This is a genomic window from Acidipropionibacterium thoenii DSM 20276, assembly GCF_000423445.1.
In the GTDB taxonomy this organism is placed as follows: Bacteria; Actinomycetota; Actinomycetes; order Propionibacteriales; family Propionibacteriaceae; genus Acidipropionibacterium; species Acidipropionibacterium thoenii.
Window position 1 is genome coordinate 450,609 of record NZ_KE384018.1, and the last position, 19,836, is coordinate 470,444.

At 67.4% G+C, this 19,836-nt stretch carries 13 protein-coding genes and 1 tRNA gene; 9 read left to right on the forward strand and 5 right to left on the reverse strand.

Going from position 1 to position 19,836, the window contains the following annotated elements; translation table 11 throughout:
• The first annotated feature begins 9 nt into the window (after positions 1-9).
• Positions 10-1,434 (forward strand): pyruvate kinase, encoded by a 1,425-nt coding sequence (pyk, locus tag G554_RS0111525; protein WP_027588013.1) that lies wholly within the window; start codon positions 10-12, stop codon positions 1,432-1,434.
• An 83-nt stretch (positions 1,435-1,517) separates the two neighbouring features.
• Here the strand turns inward: pyk and G554_RS0111530 are convergent.
• Positions 1,518-1,603: transfer RNA gene (locus G554_RS0111530), tRNA-Leu, on the reverse strand.
• Between the two features lie 206 nt (positions 1,604-1,809).
• On the opposite strand from G554_RS0111530, the gene G554_RS0111535 reads away from it, so the two are divergent.
• Complete coding sequence (locus G554_RS0111535; RefSeq protein ID WP_373887088.1) at positions 1,810-2,385, forward strand: ANTAR domain-containing response regulator; 576 nt, start codon at positions 1,810-1,812, stop codon at positions 2,383-2,385.
• 12 nt (positions 2,386-2,397) lie between these two features.
• On the opposite strand, the gene G554_RS0111540 is transcribed toward G554_RS0111535, so the two are convergent.
• Positions 2,398-2,817: a PaaI family thioesterase gene (locus G554_RS0111540; protein WP_027588015.1), complete on the reverse strand. Its 420-nt coding sequence runs from the start codon at positions 2,815-2,817 to the stop codon at positions 2,398-2,400.
• A 48-nt stretch (positions 2,818-2,865) separates the two neighbouring features.
• On the opposite strand from G554_RS0111540, the gene cobF reads away from it, so the two are divergent.
• Positions 2,866-3,624, forward strand: a complete 759-nt coding sequence (cobF, locus tag G554_RS0111545) for a precorrin-6A synthase (deacetylating) (RefSeq protein WP_027588016.1) — start codon at positions 2,866-2,868, stop codon at positions 3,622-3,624.
• 50 nt (positions 3,625-3,674) lie between these two features.
• Positions 3,675-6,356: a DNA polymerase I gene (gene polA / locus G554_RS0111550; RefSeq protein WP_084648503.1), complete on the forward strand. Its 2,682-nt coding sequence runs from the start codon at positions 3,675-3,677 to the stop codon at positions 6,354-6,356.
• An 80-nt stretch (positions 6,357-6,436) separates the two neighbouring features.
• Here the strand turns inward: polA and G554_RS0111555 are convergent, their stop codons facing one another.
• Both G554_RS0111555 and G554_RS0111560 read right to left on the reverse strand, forming a co-directional pair.
• Positions 6,437-9,283, reverse strand: coding sequence for an FAD-binding and (Fe-S)-binding domain-containing protein (locus tag G554_RS0111555; protein WP_027588018.1), 2,847 nt, complete (start codon positions 9,281-9,283; stop codon positions 6,437-6,439).
• Positions 9,284-9,437: 154 nt separating this feature from the next.
• Positions 9,438-10,178, reverse strand: a complete 741-nt coding sequence (locus G554_RS0111560) for a class F sortase (RefSeq protein ID WP_051232965.1) — start codon at positions 10,176-10,178, stop codon at positions 9,438-9,440.
• Positions 10,179-10,452: 274 nt separating this feature from the next.
• Here G554_RS0111560 and rpsA point away from each other — a divergent pair, with 274 nt between their 5' ends.
• The 4 genes from rpsA (at position 10,453) to G554_RS0111580 (ending at position 15,871) form a co-directional block, all read left to right on the forward strand.
• Positions 10,453-11,955 (forward strand): 30S ribosomal protein S1, encoded by a 1,503-nt coding sequence (gene rpsA, locus G554_RS0111565; protein WP_027588020.1) that lies wholly within the window; start codon positions 10,453-10,455, stop codon positions 11,953-11,955.
• A 79-nt stretch (positions 11,956-12,034) separates the two neighbouring features.
• Positions 12,035-12,670 carry a dephospho-CoA kinase gene (gene coaE, locus G554_RS0111570; RefSeq protein ID WP_051232966.1) on the forward strand — a complete coding sequence of 212 codons (636 nt, stop codon included), beginning with the start codon at positions 12,035-12,037 and terminating at the stop codon, positions 12,668-12,670.
• A gap of 42 nt (positions 12,671-12,712) precedes the next feature.
• Positions 12,713-14,800, forward strand: a complete 2,088-nt coding sequence (uvrB, locus tag G554_RS0111575; protein WP_027588022.1) for an excinuclease ABC subunit UvrB — start codon at positions 12,713-12,715, stop codon at positions 14,798-14,800.
• A gap of 60 nt (positions 14,801-14,860) precedes the next feature.
• Positions 14,861-15,871 carry a TerC/Alx family metal homeostasis membrane protein gene (locus G554_RS0111580; protein ID WP_027588023.1) on the forward strand — a complete coding sequence of 337 codons (1,011 nt, stop codon included), beginning with the start codon at positions 14,861-14,863 and terminating at the stop codon, positions 15,869-15,871.
• A gap of 3 nt (positions 15,872-15,874) precedes the next feature.
• On the opposite strand, the gene G554_RS0111585 is transcribed toward G554_RS0111580, so the two are convergent.
• On the reverse strand, positions 15,875-16,513 hold the full coding sequence (locus G554_RS0111585) for a maleylpyruvate isomerase family mycothiol-dependent enzyme (RefSeq protein ID WP_027588024.1): 639 nt from the start codon (positions 16,511-16,513) through the stop codon (positions 15,875-15,877).
• Positions 16,514-16,764: 251 nt separating this feature from the next.
• Here G554_RS0111585 and uvrA point away from each other — a divergent pair, with 251 nt between their 5' ends.
• The gene (uvrA, locus tag G554_RS0111590; protein WP_027588025.1) at positions 16,765-19,743 is read left to right on the forward strand and encodes an excinuclease ABC subunit UvrA; all 2,979 of its coding nucleotides are present in this window, start codon (positions 16,765-16,767) and stop codon (positions 19,741-19,743) included.
• Positions 19,744-19,836: the final 93 nt, after the last annotated feature.

The window sequence follows — 19,836 nt, forward strand, 5'->3', positions numbered from 1 at the left end:
GTTCTTTTCGTGCGTAGAGCGAAGATAGTGAATACCCTCGGGCCTGCTGTTGAGAGCCACGACGGAATGAAGGAGCTCATGGAGGCCGGCATGAATGTCGCCCGCCTCAACATGAGCCACGGAGACTACGAAGAGCACCAGCGTCGCCTCGACCTGGTCCGCTCGGTGAGCGCCGAACTCGGCCTCAATATCGCGGCCCTGGGCGATCTCCAGGGACCGAAGATCCGTACCGGGGTCTTCGAGAAGGCCGAGGGCCAGTCCAACGGCAAGATCATCCTCAAGCGTGGTGACAAGTTCACCATCACCATCGATGACATCATCGGTAACCAGGAGCGCGTCTCCACCACATTCAAGGGCCTGCCGGGAGACTGCAACCCCGGCGATGTCATCCTCATCGACGACGGCAACGTCTCCCTGAAGGTGCTGTCGGTCACCGACACCGACGTCAACTGCGAGTGCATCGTCCCCGGAGCGGTCTCCGACCACAAGGGCATCAACCTGCCCGGCGTCCCGGTCTCCCTGCCGGCCATGACCGAGAAGGACGAGGAGAACCTGCGCTGGTGCCTGGGAGTCGGCATCGACCTCATCGCGCTGTCCTTCGTGCGTCACGGTTCTGACGTCGACCGGGTCCACCAGATCATGGATGAGGAGGGCCGTCGGGTCCCCGTCATCGCCAAGCTGGAGAAGCCCCAGGCCATCGAGAACCTCGACTCCATCATCGACTCCTTCGACGCCGTGATGGTCGCCCGTGGTGACATGGCCGTCGAGTGTCCGCTCGAGGAGGTCCCGCTGATCCAGAAGACCATCATCGAGAAGGCCCGTCTGCAGGCCAAGCCGGTGATCGTCGCCACCCAGATGCTCGAGTCGATGATCCACGCCCCGCGCCCCACGCGCGCCGAGGCCGCCGACGTCGCCAACGCCATCCTGGACGGCGCCGACGGCGTGATGACATCCGCCGAGACCTCCGTGGGTGACTACCCGGGCGAGACCGTGCGCACCATGGCCCGCATCGTGGAGTCCACCGAGGCCCACGGCCTGGACAAGATCGCCCCGATCGACTGGGCCCCGCACACCACCGGTGGCATCATCTCCAAGGCTGCCGCCGAGATCGCCGAGCGTGCCGAGGCGAAGTACATCGTCTCCTTCACCAAGTCCGGCGACACCGCCAAGCGGATCTCCCGGCTGCGTCCGGCCACCCCGATGCTGGTCTTCACCCCCGACGTGGTGACCACCAAGACCCTGGCCTGGAGCTGGGGGGTCAATGCCGTCGTCACTCCCGTGTTCAAGAATGCCGACGAGCTGCACGTCTGGGTCAATGACTACATCCGCGACAACTCGCTGGCCGAGATCGGTGATCGTGTCGTGGTGGTCTCGGGTTCCCCGATGGACATCCCCGGCAAGACCAACGACATCCGGGTGCTGAGGATCAAGTGAACAACTGAGTCCCATGATCCGATGAGATCGTGAGAGCACGAGGGGCGGGCACCGGATCCGGTGCCCGCCCCTTCGTCATGTCGTGGTGCCCGAGAGGGGAGTCGAACCCCTACGCCCTTTCAGACAGCGCATTTTGAGTGCGCCGCGTCTACCATTCCGCCACTCGGGCCGCGTCGGCCATTGTGTCACATCCGCCCCGATGTGCAGAACGACTGCCCAATCGTGCGCCGAGTAGGAGCTTCGCTGTATGCTGGGCAGGCAAATGTGTCAGCGTCCGAGATGCAAGGAAGCACCACCGTGGGTAACAATCCGAGTTTCGATCCAGAGGATGCCGGCAGTGGTGCGACGTCCGATTCCAGCAGTCGCCCCCGTGTCGTGGTGGCCGAGGACGAGGCGCTGATCCGGCTGGATCTCACCGAACTTCTCGAGGAGCACGGCTACCAGGTGGTCGGCCAGGCCAGCGACGGCGAGGAGGCCGTCGCACTGGCGACCGAGCTGGAACCGGATCTGGTCGTGATGGACGTCAAGATGCCCAAGATGGATGGCATCACAGCAGCCGACAAGATCGCCGAGGACCGGATCTGCGCCGTCGTGATGCTCACCGCCTTCAGCCAGCGGGATCTCATCGAGAGAGCCAAGGAAGCCGGCGCGATGGCCTACGTCGTCAAGCCCTTCGACGCCTCCGATGTCGTCCCCGCCATCGAGATCGCGCTGGCCCGGTTCGCCGAGATCCGCGCCGTCGAGGACGAGGTCAGCGACCTGGAGGAGAGGCTGGAGTCCCGCAAGGTCGTCGACCAGGCCAAGGGCATCCTGCAGAGCAGCCTGGGGCTCACCGAGCCGGAGGCCTTCCGCTGGATCCAGAAGACCGCGATGGACCTGCGCAAGCCGATGCGCGAGGTCGCCCAGGGGGTCATCGCGCACGACGGTGGGCGCGACCGGCCCCGCAAGTGAGCCCTGCCGGAGTCAGCTCTCGATGATCTGACAGCTCACCCGGCCCACCGCGCAGACCCGGCCCTCGTCGTCGTGGATGGTCACCTCATGGGTGGTGGTGTGGCGCCCCAGGTGCATCGCGATCGCGGTGCCGGTCATGGTGTCGCCATGCGGGGAGCGCAGATGGGAGACGTTCAGCTCGGTGCCGACCGCCCACTTGCCCATGCTGCGTCCATGGGCCATCGCCGCCAGTGATCCGGCGGTCTCCACCAGCACCCCCGACGCCCCGCCGTGCCACAGCCCGGTCGGCTGGGTGTTGCCCCTCAGCGGGGCGCTCACCACGCAGCGAGCGGGGCTGATCTCATGGACCTTCACACCCAGCTTGTCGTCCAGCGGGCTCACCAGCTCGGCGAGCCAGTCGGGAAGTTCTTCACCGGGGATCGCATATGTCATGAGGCCAACACTGGCACAGCGGCTCAGGGGGTGCATATCGTGTCCAGCATGACTGGAGAGCTGGTACTGATCGGGATCGGCGCGGGGAACCCCGAGTGGGTGACCCTGGCCGCGGTCAGAGCCATCCAGCAGCTCGATGTGCTCTTCGTCGTGGTCAAGGAGAAGGAGCTCGACGAGTTCGTCGAGGTCCGCCGCCGGATCGTCGCCGCCCACCGCGTCGAGCCGCTGCGCACCGTCGAACTGCACGATCCGCCCCGCCCATGGCGCTCGGCCCCCGACTACCCGGCCGCAGTGCGCACCTGGCGGTCCCAGCGCACCCGTCAGTGGGGGGAGGCCGTCGCCGCCGAGCTGGGCCCGGGCCAGACCGGCGGATTCCTGGTGTGGGGGGACCCCTCCCTCTACGAGAGCACCCTGGCAGTCGTCAAGGAGCTGGTGGCCTGCTCCGGCCAGCAGATCTCGGTGCGGGTGATCCCCGGCATCAGCAGCGTGCTGGCGCTGGCCGCCGCCCACCAGATCCCGCTCAACCGGCAGGGCCGAGCCGTCGTCATCGAACCTGCCCGACTGCTGGCCGACGGGATGCCGGCAGGGGTCGACGACGTCGTCGCGATGCTCGACGGCCACCAGACCTTTGCCACGATCGACCCGGCGGGCCTGGACATCTACTGGGGGGCCTACCTCGGCAGTGACGACCAGATCCTCATCTCCGGGGATCTCGCCACCGTCCGCCAGCAGATCCTCGAGGCCCGGGCCGCAGCAGTCGAGCGCAAGGGCTGGATCTTCGACAGCTACCTGTTGAGGCGGCGCTAGCCGTACCCGCTCGCCGGGAACTGTCACCGCCCCCCGCTAGAGTCGGGACCATGAGTGAGACCTCCGGTGGAACCCTGCTGATCCTCGACGGTCACTCGATGGCCTTCCGGGCCTTCTTCGCCCTGCCGGTGGACAACTTCGCCACCAGCACCGGCCAGCACACCAATGCGGTCTACGGATTCGTCTCGATGCTGGTCAATCTGCTGCGCGAGGAGCGGCCCAGCCATGTCGCGGTGGCCTTCGACCTGGCCGGCGGCACCTTCCGCACCGTGGAGTACGGCGACTACAAGGGCGGGCGGGCCGCGATACCGCCCGAGTTCCCCGGCCAGATCGATCTCATCAAGGAGGTCCTGGACGCCCTCAACATCGTCCACCTCGAGAAGCCCGACTACGAGGCCGACGACATCCTGGCCACCATGGCGACCAGGGCCACCCGGGCCGGGATGAGGACCCTGGTGGTCTCCGGCGATCGTGACGCCATCCAGCTGGTCGACGACCACGTCACCCTGCTCTACCCCCGCAAGGGAGTCTCCGACCTGCTCCGGCTGGACCCCGAGGCGGTCGAGGAGAAGTACCTGGTGGCACCCCAGCGCTACCCCGAGCTAGCAGCCCTGGTCGGCGAGAGCGCCGACAACCTGCCCGGGGTCCCCGGCGTCGGCCCCAAGACCGCCGCGAAGTGGCTGGCCGGCTTCGACGGTCTGGAGAATCTCATCCGCGAGGCCGACTCGGTCAAGGGCAAGGCCGGCCAGTCCTTGCGCGACCACCTCGACGACGTCCGCCGCAACCGCAGGCTGAACGCCCTGATCCGCGACCTGGACCTCGGCGTCGAGGTCGAGGACCTCGCCCACCAGCCCTGGAACGCCGAGGCCACCCGCACCCTCTTCGAGTCCCTCGAGTTCCGCAATCTGTGGGATCGCGTCAAGGCCCTGGAGGCCGACGGCGAGGAACCCCCCGAGGCCGACGGGATCCAGGTCGACGGCCAGGTCCTGGCGGCCGGCCAGCTGGCAGGCTGGCTGAAGGAGCACTCCGGGTCTCGGATCGGCCTGGACATCGCCGGGGCCTGGGCCCACGGCACGGGCGACGTCACCGGTATCGCCCTGGGCTGCCCCGATGGCCGGGCGGTGTGGCTCGACCCGGCCGAGATCGGCCCCGCCGACGACGCCGCACTGTCGGCCTGGCTCGCCGACTCCTCCGCCGACAAGGCTGTGCACTCGGGCAAGGGGCCGATCGAGGGGTTGATCGCGCGCGGCTGGCAGGTGGCAGGAGTGTCCTGCGACACCGAGCTGGCCGCCTATCTGCTGCGCCCCGACCGTCGCTCCTACCCCCTCGACGAGCTGGTGAGCCATCATCTGGGAGTCCAGCTGGTCGCCGACGAGGAGGACTCCGACCAGGCGATGCTCGATTTCGGCGAGTCCGACGCCGTCCGGGCCCAGTCGGCGATGACCAGGGCGGTCGCGATCGCCCAACTGGCCCAGCAGCTCGAGGCCGAGCTGAAGGACCAGGGCGAGCTCGCTCTGCTCCACGACCTGGAGATGCCGGTGCAGTCGGCCCTGGTCCAGATGGAGAGGGCCGGCGTCGCGGTGGACACCGAGGTGCTGGACAGCCTGCGCCGCGACTTCGACTCCCGGGTCGCCGACGCCCAGCAGGCCGCCTGGGATGTCATCGGCCATGAGGTGAACCTGGGCTCGCCCAAGCAGCTCCAGGCGGTGCTCTTCGACGAGCTGGAGATGCCGAAGACCCGGCGTACCAAGTCGGGCTACACCACCGACGCCGACGCCCTGGCCGGGCTCTTCGAGAAGACCAGCCACCCCTTCCTGGAGCACCTGCTCGAGCACCGGGACGCGATCCGGCTGCGTCAGACCGTCGACGGGCTGCTCAAGAGCATCTCCGACGACGGTCGGATCCACACCACCTACCAGCAGACGGTGGCCGCCACCGGACGCCTGTCCAGCACCGATCCGAACCTCCAGAACATCCCGATGCGCACCGATGAGGGGCGTCGGATCCGCGAGGGATTCGTGGTGGGCCAGGGATTCCAGACGCTGATGAGCGCCGACTACTCCCAGATCGAGATGCGCATCATGGCCCATGTCTGCGGGGACGCCGCCCTCATCGACGCCTTCCGATCCGGCCTCGACGTCCACACCGTCACCGCCTCCCACGTCTTCGGGGTGGACCCGGCGGCGGTGAGCGTGGCCCAGCGCTCCAAGATCAAGGCGATGAACTACGGGCTGGCCTACGGGCTGAGCTCCTACGGGCTGTCCCAGCAGCTGCACGTCGGCGTCCCGGAGGCCCGGGCCCTGATGGATGACTACTTCGACCGGTTCGGCAAGGTCCACGAGTACCTCACCGGGGTGGTCGACCAGGCCCGCAAGGACGGCTACACCTCCACCTTGCTGGGGCGTCGCCGGTACCTTCCCGACCTCACCTCCACCAACCGGCAGCGCCGCGAGATGGCCGAACGGGCCGCCCTCAACGCCCCGATCCAGGGATCCGCCGCCGACCTCATCAAACTGGCCATGCTGGCCACCGACAAGGGCCTGGCCGAGAGGGGACTGTCCTCCCGGGTGCTTCTCCAGGTCCACGACGAACTCATCCTGGAGGTCGCCCCGCAGGAGGAGGAGACCGTCCGCGAGGTGGTCACCGATGCGATGGGCCATGCGATGGAGCTGAAGGTGCCGTTGACGGTCTCGATCGGCACCGGCCGGTCCTGGTTCGCCGCCGCCCACTGAGCGCAGCACGGCACGGCCCCCGAACCCTTCCGGGTCCGGGGGCCGTTGCCGATCAGGCCGTACTGATCAGACTGTGCCGATCAGGCGGGGGCGAACTCCACCATCCGCTCGGCCAGCACATTGAGCACGTGACGCCACGGCTTTCCGGTGGCCCGCTCCATGCCGAGCTCGCAGGTCCGGTTGGCCGACAGGTAGAGGTCGAAGTGACGCCTCTCCAGCTCGGCGGCCTCCTTGGCGGTGGCCGAGGCGGTCAGCTCCGGGTGGAGCAGGCCACGGTCACCGGCGAAGGCGCAGCAACCCCAGTCGTTGGCGACGTAGACCTCATCGGCGACCGCCTCGGCGCACTTGCGCAGCGCGTCATTCCACCCCATCCGGGTCGACGAGCAGGTCGGGTGCAGGGCGGCCGAACCGACCTTCGGCAACGCCGGCATCGCGGGCAGCAGCTCATCGGCGATGTACTGCACGGCGTCGATCACCTTGATATTGGTGATCCCCTCGTACTCCAGCTCGTGGACGAAGCCCTCCGAGCAGCTCACAGCATCCGAGAGCACCGGCAGCTCACCATCATGGGTGGCCTGGCGCAGGATGCCGACCACCCGCTTGCGCATCGCCGCGTAGCCCTTGGTCATCCCCTTGGACTTCCACGGCGTCCCGCAGCAGACCGAGTTGATCCCCTTCGGGACCGTGACGGTGACCCCGGCTGCGGCGAGCAGGCTGAGGATCGAGAACTCCATGGTCTCCTCGCCGGGCACCGCCGAGCCGAACATGGTGTTGACGCAGGCCGGCATGTAGACCACCTCTGGCCTGCCCGCCGGACCGCTGTGGTGAAGCGGCTTGCGGCGCTTGCCGCCGCCGGGCAGTTCATTGGAGACCATCGGGATCCGGTCGGAACCGAGGATCGCTCGGCCCGCCCTGGTGAGCACATTGGTGGCCCCGGCGGGGATCGGCTCGGTGGCGGTCATCGCGACGCTGGCCACCGTGACGAAAGGATTCCAGGCCTTGCCCACCGCCTCCCAGCCGAGCTGCCAGGCAGCCGGGTTCTCCTCGGCGCGCAGCCGGCGGACTAGGTCCCCGGTGTTGATGTGCAGCGGACAGTTGGTCTCGCACATGCCGTCGACCGCACAGGTCTGGATGACCTTGTACTCCTCGCTGGCGCGCAGCTTGGCGACCAGCTCCTCGTCGCCGTCGGCCTGGGCCTGGGCGATGGCGCGCTGGACGACGATCCGCTGACGAGGTGTCAGGGTGAGATCGCGGCTGGGGCAGACCGGCTCGCAGTACCCGCACTCGACGCAGCGGTCGACCTCCTCCTGGACGGTGGGGGTGAGCTTGATGTCCTTGAGGTGGATCTGCTCGTCGGTGGTGATGATGGTGCCCTCGTTGAGGATCGAGTCGGGATCCATCGAGGCCTTGACCTGCTTCATCACGCCGTACAGCTCCGGGCCGTACTGGCGCTCGACGAAGGGGGCCATGATCCGTCCGGTGCCGTGCTCGGCCTTGAGGGTGCCGTGGGCGCCCAGCACCAGGCCGACCATCTCCTCGGTGAACCCCTCGTAGCGGTCCAGGCCCTTCTTCTCGCGGAAGTCCTCCAGCACCAGGAAGTGGATGTTGCCGTCCTTGGCATGGCCGAAGATGATCGACTCGGGGTAGCCGTGCTCCCCGAACAGACCCTGCAGGTCCCCGCAGACCCCTGCCAGCGAGGCCACCGGCACGGCGATGTCCTCCAGCAGTGCGGTCTGGCCGGAGGGCCTGGTGCCGGCCACCTTGGCGTACAGGCCGTTGCGGATGTTCCAGATCGGCCCGCGCACCGCCGGGTCATCGGTGAAGGCCGGCTTGTTGACCAGCTCCAGACCGGAGATCACGGCATTGCCGCGCTCCTCCGCCTGCTGGCGGGCCTCGGCGTCGGGGCAGTGGTACTCGACCAGCAGGGCGGCGTCGGCGGCGGCACCGGGGCGGGGCGGGATGACGTGGCCGTCACGAGGATCCTGACGGCCCAGCTCCAGGGAGGCCGAGTCCATCAGCTCGGTGACGGTGACCCCGGAGTCCACCAGCGCCGGCAGCGCCTTGGTGGCGGCCTCCAGGGTCGGGAAGTGCAGCAGCGCGGTGGAGATCTGCGGCATGATCGGCATCGTCCTCAGCACGGCCGAGGCGATGAATCCGAGAGTCCCCTCCGAACCGATCATCAGGTGCTGGAGAATCTGCGCCGGGGTGTCGTAGTCGAGGAAGGAGTTGATGCCGTATCCCATCGTGTTCTTCATCGAGAACTGATGGCGGATCTCGGCGGCCAGGTCGTCTCGGCGGCACAGGTCGCGCAGCGAGATGAGCTGCTCGACCAGCTCCGGTTCGGCGGCGGCCAGCTTGTCCTCGCAATCGGGGTCGCCGGTGTCGACGACGGTGCCGCTGGTGAGGACGAAGACCATCGACTCCAGGGTCTTGTAGGTGTTGGCGACCGTGCCGCAGCTCATCCCCGAGGAGTTGTCGGCGATCACGCCACCCAGGGTGCAGGCCACCGAGGAGGCCGGGTCGGGGCCGAGCTTGCGGCCGATCCGGCTCAGCGCCATGTTGACCGCCGAGACGGTGGCACCGGGCTGGACCTTGACGCGTTTCCCCTCGTCAAGCAGCTGGATACCGCGGAAGGCCCGGCGGGTGTCGACCATCAGTCCCCGGGTCAGCGCCTGGCCCGACAGGCTGGTGCCCCCCGAGCGGAAGTTCAGCGAGACCTTGTGCCGCTTGGCCGCCGCCATCGCCTTGGCGACATCGGAGACCGAGGTGGCGCGCACCAGCGCGCCCGGGGTGAGGAGGTAGTGGGAGGCGTCCACCGAGACAGCTGCCAGATCGAGGGTGTCCTGTGTGACGGAGGCCTGCCCGAGGTTCTGCCGCAACTCTGCGACGAAGTCGGCGGGCATGGGTGAGTGATCACTGCGAAGCATGGGCATACCATATTCCGCTTTCGGTCAGGACAAGGCATTCGGGGCGGCCATTTTCGAGAATTAATTTCGGTATCCAGGGCTTGGATAAATACCCGGCCAAATAGGACACGCGGACATTGTCAAAAACCGCTCGACCTGGCGCCGGGGTCGGGGGTCACCTGCCGGCCCACACCGGCGTCCCGTAGAAGATGATGCGAGAGGCCCAGTCGGAGGTGTCCTTGTTGTAGTCCCAGCAGATGACGATGGCGAGCATCGGCGCACCGGCGTCGTCGTAGAGGACGGTGGAATCCGGGTCGTAGTCGGCGACCGTCACCTTGGTGCTGCGATCGAAGCGGTAGCAGACGGTGGTGCCGGAGCTGTCCGCGAGCCGGATGACGGCTCCCTTGCGCAGCTTGTTGGAGGAGTCGTAGAGCTCATTGCCCAGCGCCCCGCCCAGATGGTAGGTGTGCGTGGAGAGCACCACCTTGCCCCGGGCCGAACCCGGCCTGGGCCCCTTGTTGAACCAGGCGACGCCGCTCGGGTCGTTCTTGGGCGGTGCGGCGGCGGCCCCCGAGGAGTCCAGCCCCAGCGACAGCACGTGGGTCGAGACCTTCATCTGGTCGATCCTCAGGGTGGCCGGGGTGATCGGCCTGGGCTGGGCGGCGCACCCCGCCAACTCGCCTGCTGAGGCCGAGGCCGAGCTCGGGGTCGGGCCCGCGGGTGACGGGGTCGGCGTCGATGTCGTGGCGGGGGCCGAGGAGGGGGCCGGACTGGGCTCGCCCACCGAGGTGTGGGCGTTGCGGCTCTGGTTCCAGACCATCACCCCGCCGACGATCAGCAGCACCACAGCCACCACCAGGCCGATGATCCTGGCCGATGTGCGCCGCGCCCGGCGCGGGCCGGTCTGGTCTCTCATGATGGTGGGTCCTCCCCGGGGAGCTCGATTGCCCCAGACACTCTAGGCGGCGAGTGTGACGGGAGTCTGAACAGATCCTTGCGGTGATGGGCCGGGGGGCTTGCCGGGCCACGGCTGGGCGGAGTAATCTTGGTAGGGCACTGTGGCCTGTGCGCTGTGTACTCGGCGGACACCGGTTCGGGATCTGGCGGGGGTACGGGCATGGCGCATCAACTGAACAGCACATCAACTGCACCGCAGTTGCCAGAACACCAACCAATCGGAGCCCTACTACATGACCTCCTCTACTGAGGCCTCCACCTCAAACCCGGTCGCAGCCAGCGACCAGCAGACTGCCGCCACCGAGACCGACACCAACTCGGTCACCGTTGACGACCTGGGCAGCCCCGAGGCCTTCATGGCCGCGGTGGACGCCACCATCAAGTACTTCAACGACGGTGACATCGTGACCGGTACCGTCGTCAAGGTTGACCGGGACGAGGTCCTTCTCGACATCGGTTACAAGACCGAAGGCGTCATCCCCTCCAAGGAACTCTCCATCAAGCACGACGTCGACCCCTTCGAGGTCGTCCACGTCGGTGATGAGATCGAGGCCCTCGTCCAGCAGAAGGAGGACAAGGAGGGGCGTCTGATCCTGTCCAAGAAGCGGGCTCAGTACGAGCGCGCCTGGGGCACCATCGAGAAGATCAAGGATGAGGATGGCGTCGTCGACGGCACCGTCATCGAGGTCGTCAAGGGCGGCCTGATCGTCGACATCGGCCTGCGCGGCTTCCTCCCCGCCTCCCTGGTGGAGATGCGCCGGGTCCGCGACCTCCAGCCCTACGTGGGTCAGGAGATCGAGGCCAAGATCATCGAGCTCGACAAGAACCGCAACAATGTGGTCCTGTCGCGTCGCGCCTGGCTCGAGCAGACCCAGTCCGAGGTCCGGCACAACTTCCTGCAGCAGCTGCAGAAGGGCCAGATCCGCAAGGGCGTCGTCTCCTCGATCGTCAACTTCGGTGCCTTCGTCGACCTGGGCGGTGTGGACGGACTGGTCCACGTCTCCGAGCTGTCCTGGAAGCACATCGACCACCCGAGCGAGGTCGTCGAGGTCGGCCAGCCGGTCACCGTCGAGGTGCTGGACGTCGACATGGACCGCGAGCGTGTCTCGCTGTCCCTCAAGGCGACCCAGGAGGATCCGTGGCAGGCCTTCGCCCGTCTGCACCAGATCGGCCAGATCGTTCCCGGCAAGGTCACCAAGCTCGTTCCGTTCGGCGCCTTCGTGCGCGTCGAGGACGGCATCGAGGGTCTGGTGCACGTCTCCGAGCTGGCCGAGCGCCATGTCGACCTGCCTGAGCAGATCGTCTCGGTGGGTCAGGACGTGATGGTCAAGATCATCGACATCGATCTGGACCGTCGCCGCATCTCGCTGTCCCTCAAGCAGGCCAACGAGGGTGTCGACGTCAACTCCGACGAGTTCGACCCGTCGCTGTACGGCATGACGACCTCCTACGACGCCGACGGCAACTACATCTACCCCGAGGGCTTCGATCCGGAGACCAACGAGTGGAAGCCCGGCTACGACGAGCAGCGGGTTGCCTGGGAGCAGCAGTACGCCGAGGCGCAGGCTCGCTGGGAGGCGCACAAGAAGCAGGTCGTGGCGGCCGAGGAGGCCGAGCAGGAGGCTGCGGTCTCCGGCGACTCCACCGCGAACTACTCCTCGCCGGCCCCCGGTGAGGGCTCGCTGGCCTCTGATGAGGCCCTGCAGGCGCTGCGCGACAAGCTGACCGGCAACTGATCGGTCCGCTGAGCTGAACCATGAGGTGGGCCCCATCCGATCATCGGATGGGGTCCACCTCTGTCTGCGAGAGGACACCATGACCGCCACGGCACCCGGTGGCAGTGACCGCGACAGCCGGCACAGAGTCGCCCTCACCGGTGGCATCGCCTCCGGTAAGTCCACCGTGAGTCGGCTGCTGGCCGGCCACGGCGCGCTGGTGATCGACTACGACCTGCTCTCCCACCAGGTGGTGGCCCCCGGCACCCGCGGGCTGGACGCCGTCATCGCGGCCTTCGGCCCCGGCGTCCGGGCCCCGGACGGCACCCTGGACAGGGCTGCGCTGGCGGGCCTGGTGTTCTCCGATCCGGTCGGCAGACGCCGGCTGGAATCGATCCTGCACCCCCTGGTCGAGGCCGAGGCGACCCGCATCGAGGCCTCGGCGCCGGCGGACCGCATCGTGATCCACGATCTGCCGCTGCTCATCGAGACCGGCCGGGCAGCCGACTTCGACGTCATCCTGGTCACCGATATCTCCCCCCAGGAGCAGATCCGCCGAGCGATGTCCCGCGACCGGATGTCCGAGTCCCAGGCCCGCGCCCGGCTGGCCGCCCAGGCCGACAGGGCCCAGCGCAGAGCCGTCGCCGACATCCTCATCGACACCTCCGGGCCGCTGGATGCGCTGCCCGGCATCGTCGACGGTGTCTGGCAGCGGCTGTGCGCGCTGCTGGATTGAGCTGTCGGGAAAGTGTCGGTGGGCCCGCCTAGGGTGGAGGTCATGCGTCCTGTCTCCGACATCACCCGCCGGGTGGCCCCCTTCCACGTCGTCAGCGATTTCGAGCCCTCCGGCGATCAGCCGAAGGCCATCGACGAGCTGGAGAAGAGGCTGAAGGCAGGGGAGCAGAACGTCGTCCTGCTGGGGGCCACCGGTACCGGCAAGACGGCCACCGTCGCCTGGCTGGCCGAGCGGGTGCAGCGCCCGATGCTGGTGATGCAGCCCAACAAGACGCTGGCCGCGCAGTTCGCCCAGGAGCTGCGGACCTTCTTCCCCGACAACGCCGTCGAGTACTTCGTCTCCTACTACGACTACTACCAGCCCGAGGCCTACATCCCCCAGTCCGACACCTATATCGAGAAGGACTCCAGCCTCAACGAGGAGGTCGAGAGGCTGCGCCACTCGGCGACCAACTCGCTGCTGACCCGTCGTGACGTCATCGTGGTGGCCACCGTCTCGGCGATCTACGGTCTGGGCACCCCCCAGGAGTACGTCGACCGGATGGTGACGCTGAGAGTCGGCGACGAGTGGGACCGCGACAAGCTGCTGCGCCAGCTGGTCACCGAGCAGTACACCCGCAACGACATCGCCGGCGAGCGCGGCACCTTCCGGGTGCACGGGGACACCCTGGAGATCTTCCCGATGTACGAGGAGAACGCCTTGCGGGTGGAGTTCTTCGGCGACGAGATCGAGGCGCTGACCACCCTCCAACCGCTCACCGGGGAGATCGTCAGCGAGGACCAGGAGGTCTACGTCTTCCCCGCCACCCACTACGTGGCCGGCCCCGAGCGGATGGAACGGGCCATCACCGGGATCGAGAAGGAGCTCGAGGAGAGGCTGGCGGTGCTGGAGCGCGATGGCAAGCTGCTGGAGGCCCAGCGGCTCAAGATGCGCACCCACTACGACATCGAGATGATGCGCCAGGTCGGATCCTGCGCCGGGATCGAGAACTACTCGCGGCACATCGACGGTCGCGAGCCCGGTTCGGCCCCGAACTGCCTGCTGGACTACTTCCCCGAGGACTTCCTGCTGGTGGTCGACGAGTCCCATGTCACCATCCCGCAGATCGGCGGGATGTACGAGGGGGACATGAGCCGCAAGCGCACCCTGGTCGAGCACGGTTTCAGGCTGCCCAGCGCGATGGACAACCGGCCGCTGAAGTTCGACGAGTTCGTCAAGCGGATCGGCCAGACCGTCTACCTGTCGGCCACCCCGGGGCCCTATGAGACCGAACGGGCCGACGGCGTCGTCGAGCAGATCATCCGCCCCACCGGCCTGGTCGACCCGCAGATCATCGTGAAATCCACCAAGGGTCAGATCGACGACCTGATGGCCGAGATCCGGATCCGGGTCGACAAGCAGGAGCGGGTGCTGGTCACCACTCTCACCAAGAAGATGGCCGAGGACCTCACCGACTACCTGATGGAGCACGGTATCCGGACCCGCTACCTGCACTCGGAGATCGACACCCTCAAACGCATCGAGCTGCTGCGCCAGCTGAGAATGGGGGAGTACGACGTGCTGGTCGGCATCAACCTGCTGCGAGAGGGGCTGGATCTCCCGGAGGTCTCCCTGGTGGCCATCCTGGACGCCGACAAGGAGGGTTTCCTGCGCTCGGAGCGCTCCCTGATCCAGACCGTCGGCCGGGCGGCGAGGAATGTCAACGGCGAGGTCCACATGTACGCCGACCAGATCACCGACTCGATGCAGGTGGCGATCGACGAGACCAACCGGCGTCGCGAGATCCAGATCGCCTACAACACCGAGCACGGAATCGACCCGCAGCCGTTGCGCAAGAAGATCGGCGACATCACCGAGATGCTGGCCCGCGAGGACGCCGACACCGACGCCCTGGTCTCCTCGGTGACCGGCGGGCGCAGCGCGGGCTCCGATGCCGCCGGGATGGAGGGACGCCGCAATCTCGACACCTCCTCGATGGCCGCCTCCCAGCTCGGCGACCTCATCGTCGAGCTCAGCTCGGAGATGCGCCAGGCCGCCGGCGAGCTGAAGTTCGAGGTGGCGGCCCGGCTGCGCGACGAGATCGCCGACCTCAAGCAGGAGCTGCGCCAGATGGTGGAGGCGGCCAAGTAGTGTTCTCCGGGCGGGGGTCGCAGGATCCTCTCATCCCCGCACGGCTATCTGGAGGTTCGGGTGCAGGTTCATCTCTATGTCTGGGTCATCACCATCGTCGTGATGGTGGGGCTGCTGCTCGCCGACGCCCTGATCCTGGGGCGGCGTCCCCACATGCCGACGATGAAGGAGTGCACCTTCTTCATCGGCCTCTATGTGGGCCTTGCGATCCTCTTCGGACTGGGGGTGACGCTCCTGCAGGGGGCCGAGCACGGCAAGGAGTTCTACGCCGTCTGGCTCACCGAGTACAGCCTGTCGCTGGACAACCTGTTCATCTTCATCATCATCATGAACAAGTTCAAGGTGCCGGGCTATCTGCAGCAGTTCACGCTGCTGGTGGGGATCATGGCCGCGCTGGTCTTCCGCGGGGTCTTCATCGGGCTGGGTCAGGTGGTTCTCAACGCCTGGTCCTGGGTCTTCTTCATCTTCGGTGCCTTCCTGCTGTACTCGGCGATCGGGTTGCTGCGCGACTTCTTCAGGAAGGACTCGCAGTCGGAGGACGAGGACGCCGCCGAGAACGCCGTGACCCGCTGGATGAGCCGCAAGCTGCCGACCACCGGGGACTACCGCGGCACCTCGTTCGTGGTCCGTCAGGAGGGCAGGGTGCTGGTGACATCGCTGTTCACCGTCGTCATCGCGCTGAGCACCGCAGATCTCATCTTCGCCCTGGACTCGATCCCGGCCAGCTACGGGCTCACCAGTGAGGCCTATCTCATCTTCACCGCCAATGTCTTCGCCCTGATGGGGCTGCGCCAGCTGTACTTCCTGCTGGGCAATCTGCTGCACCGGCTGGTCTACCTGCCGCTGGGGCTGTCAGTGATCCTGGGGTTCATCTCGGTCAAGCTGATCCTGCACGCCCTCAACCACTACGGGCTGACCATGAAGTGGTTCGGCCGCCACGCCGAGATCTCCACCGAGATCTCCTTGGCGGTGATCGTCGGCACCCTGGCGGTGACGGCGGTGGCCAGCATGCTGCGCTCCCGGCAGCTGGGCCGCGGCCAGCACTCCGACTCCCCGACGACTCAGGACTGACCCTCAGCCCAGCAACGGGATCGCGAGGTTCTGGACCCCGCGCAGCTCCTCGGGGCCGGTGCGGCCCGACAGCCAACCGGCCAGCGCGGCGTCCGACCCCCGCACAGTGGGGGCGTAACCCGAACCGCCGATCCGGTCGGTGAGACCGGTGTCGCTGAGGATCCGCATGGCAGGAATGGTGGCCCGGCCACGCAGCCGGAAGCACACCCAGGCCAGCAGCCAGCCGGCCGCGTCGGGGCAGATGTCCGACAGCGAGAAGCCGACATCCAGGTCGAGATGGTGCAGCAGCACCTCGGCGAGCCGGGCGGTGGCCAGTTGGCCGGAGTCGATCTCCAGACCGGGTGCCAGCTCCACGGTGGTCATCGGGGGCAACGCCTCCAGCAGGTCGAAGGCCTCGTGGAGGCGTCCCGCACTGGTGTCCAGGTCGATCTGAAGGGCCAGCCCGTCGCGCTCGGATCCGCGTTCGATCTCCTGGTCGCGTTCGGCCCGGGAGTCGTACATCGGCACCTGCCGGTCCTCGGCCAGTCCGCTGACCACTCGGGTGAAGGCGTCGGCATTGCGGGCCAGATGGGTGGCGACATGGGCACGGGTCCAACCCGGCAGCCGGCTGGGGGACTGCCACTGCTCCTCGGAGATCCCCATGGTGGATCCGAGCAGCCGCTGGGTGGCCTCCAATTTGGCGGCGCGGATCTCGTCGGTTCCGGCGCTGATGTGCAATGCGCTGGTTCTGGTCGAGTCCGAGGTCATGGCCCCCAACCTAGTGCGCCTGACCGGATGCCACGACGCCGGATCCCGATTGCGTACCTTCTCAGCTGCCATCCACGGCTGATTCACAGGCCGTCGGAAGGGTCGCGGAGCAGGCTCGGCCGGAACTGTCGGTGCCGCCACATACGATGTCTCCCGTGAGTGATCGCATCATCATCCGGGGTGCCCGTGAGCACAATCTGCGCAACGTGAGTCTGTCTCTGCCGCGTGACGCCATGATCGTGTTCACCGGGTTGTCCGGGTCCGGCAAGTCGTCGCTGGCCTTCGACACCATCTTCGCCGAGGGCCAGCGCAGATATGTCGAGTCCCTGTCGGCCTACGCCCGCCAGTTCCTCGGCCAGATGGACAAGCCGGACGTCGACTTCATCGAGGGGCTGTCCCCGGCGGTCTCGATCGACCAGAAGTCCACCTCCCGCAATCCGCGCTCCACCGTCGGCACGATCACCGAGATCCACGACTACCTGCGTCTGCTGTGGGCCCGGATCGGGGTGCCGCACTGCCCGGTGTGCGGGGAGAGGATCTCCCGTCAGACCCCCCAGCAGATCGTCGACCAGCTGATGGCGCTGCCGGAGAGGACCCGGCTGCAGGTGCTGGCCCCGGTCGTCCAGGGCCGCAAGGGGGAGTTCGTCGAACTGTTCCGTCAGCTGGTGACCGATGGCTACACCCGGGTGAGGGTCGACGATCAGGTGTACCGGTTGGACGATCCTCCGGCCCTGGACAAGAAGCGCAAGCACAATGTCGAGGTGGTGGTCGACCGGATCTCCATCAAGGGCTCGGCCAAGCAGCGTCTCACCGAGTCGGTGGAGTCGGCACTGGGGCTGGCCCACGGTCTGGTGGCGATCGACTTCGTGGACCGTGAGGAGAGCGCCCCCGACCGGATTCGCCGGTTCTCCGAGAACATGGCCTGCCCCAACCAGCACGACATCGACATCGACGAGCTGGAGCCTCGGCAGTTCTCCTTCAACGGTCCCTGGGGGGCCTGCCCGGAGTGCTCGGGGCTGGGCACCACTCTGGAGGTCGATCCGGACCTGGTGGTTCCCGATCGGGGGTTGAGCCTGTCCGACGGGGCGATCGCCGCCTGGTCGACGCCGCAGGTCGCCAACCACTACCGGCACGTCTTCGAGGCCCTCGGCCACTCGAACGGCTTCGATCCGGACGTCCCCTGGGATCAGCTGCCGTCCCGGGCGCAGGCCCTGGTGCTGCACGGCGACGGCGACCCGGTGATGATCAGCTACCGCAACCGGTTCGGCCGGCTGCGCAGCTACTCCCAGAACTACGAGGGCGTGATGCACTACGTGCGGCGCCGCTACGACGAGGCCGAGACCGACTCGGCCCGGGCGCGCTGGGGGGCCTATCTGCGCGAGAGCCCCTGCCCGGCCTGCGGTGGCAGGAGGCTCAAGCCCGCCAGTCTGGCGGTGACGGTGGGGGGCAGGAATATCGCCGAGGTCTCCGACATGTCGATCGCCGAGGCCTGGGAGTTCCTGGAGTCGCTGGAACTGTCCGCCCGCGAGGCCACCATCTCGCAGCGGGTGGTCAAGGAGGTGCGGGCCCGGCTGAGATTCCTGGTCGACGTCGGCCTGGACTATCTCACCCTGTCCCGCTCGGCGGGGTCGCTGTCGGGCGGAGAGGCCCAGCGGATCCGGCTGGCCACCCAGATCGGATCGGGACTGGTCGGGGTGCTCTACGTCCTCGACGAGCCCTCCATCGGACTGCACCAGCGCGACAACCGGCGTCTCATCGAGACCCTCCTGAAGCTGCGCGATCTGGGCAACACGCTGATCGTGGTGGAGCATGACGAGGACACCATCAGAGTCGCCGACTGGGTGGTCGACGTCGGCCCCGGAGCCGGCGAGCACGGCGGCAAGGTGGTGGTCTCCGGGCCGGTCTCCGAACTGATGGACAATCCGGAGTCCATCACCGGGGCCTATCTGTCGGGGCGCCGTTGCATCCCGCTGCCGGCCGAGCGCCGTCCCCGCACCGGCCGTGACGTGGTGGTGCGCGGGGCCCGGCAGAACAACCTTCGCGGTATCGACGTGTCCTTCCCGCTCGGCCAGCTGGTGGTCGTCACCGGGGTGAGCGGATCGGGCAAGTCCACCCTGGTGAACCAGATTCTGTTCCGTTCGCTGTCCCATCAGATCCAGGGCTCCCGGGCGGTGCCCGGCCGGCACGACACCGTCGAGGGGGTGCACAACGTCGACAAGGTGATCCACGTCGACCAGACCCCGATCGGGCGCACCCCGCGCTCCAACCCGGCGACCTACACCGGCGTCTTCGACAAGATCCGGGCGCTCTTCGCCCAGACACCCGAGGCCAAGGTGCGCGGCTACCTGCAGGGGCGGTTCTCGTTCAACGTCAAAGGCGGGCGCTGCGAGAACTGTCAGGGCGACGGCACCATCAAGATCGAGATGAATTTCCTTCCCGATGTCTACGTGCCCTGCGAGGTGTGCCACGGCGCCCGGTACAACCGGGAGACCCTGGAGGTGCACTACAAGGGCAGGACCATCGCCGAGGTGCTGGACATGCCGATCGAGGAGGCGGCGGTCTTCTTCGAGCCGATCCAGGCGATCCACCGCCACCTGAAGACCCTGGTCGAGGTGGGGCTCGGCTATGTCCGGCTCGGTCAGCCGGCGACCACCTTGTCAGGTGGTGAGGCGCAGCGGGTGAAGCTGGCCTCCGAGCTGGCCCGCCGGTCGACCGGAAACACCCTCTATGTCCTCGACGAGCCGACCACCGGGCTGCACTTCGAGGACATCCGCAAGCTGCTCGCGGTGCTGGGCAAGCTGGTCGATCAGGGCAACTCGGTGATCGTCATCGAGCACAACCTGGATGTCGTCAAGACCGCTGACTGGCTCATCGACATGGGGCCTGAGGGGGGGTCTGGGGGCGGCACGGTGGTGGTCGAGGGGACCCCGGAGGAGGTCGCCGACTGCCCGGCCTCCTACACCGGGCAGTACCTCAAGGAGGTGCTGGCCGGCCATCGGGTGCCGGTGGGCGACCAGCCGGTGCTCATCGCACCGGTGGCGGCGAAGAAGGCCGCCAGGAAGGCTTCCAGCCGCGAGAGCACGGCGAGCACGTCCGGCAGGTCACGGTCCCGCAAGGCCTCCTGACCGTCTCCTCCCTCTCCTCCCTTTCCCCTTCTTCCCGCGTTGATCCAGTAACTCCTCGTTGATCCCGTTGCATGAGGATCAACGAGGAGTTAC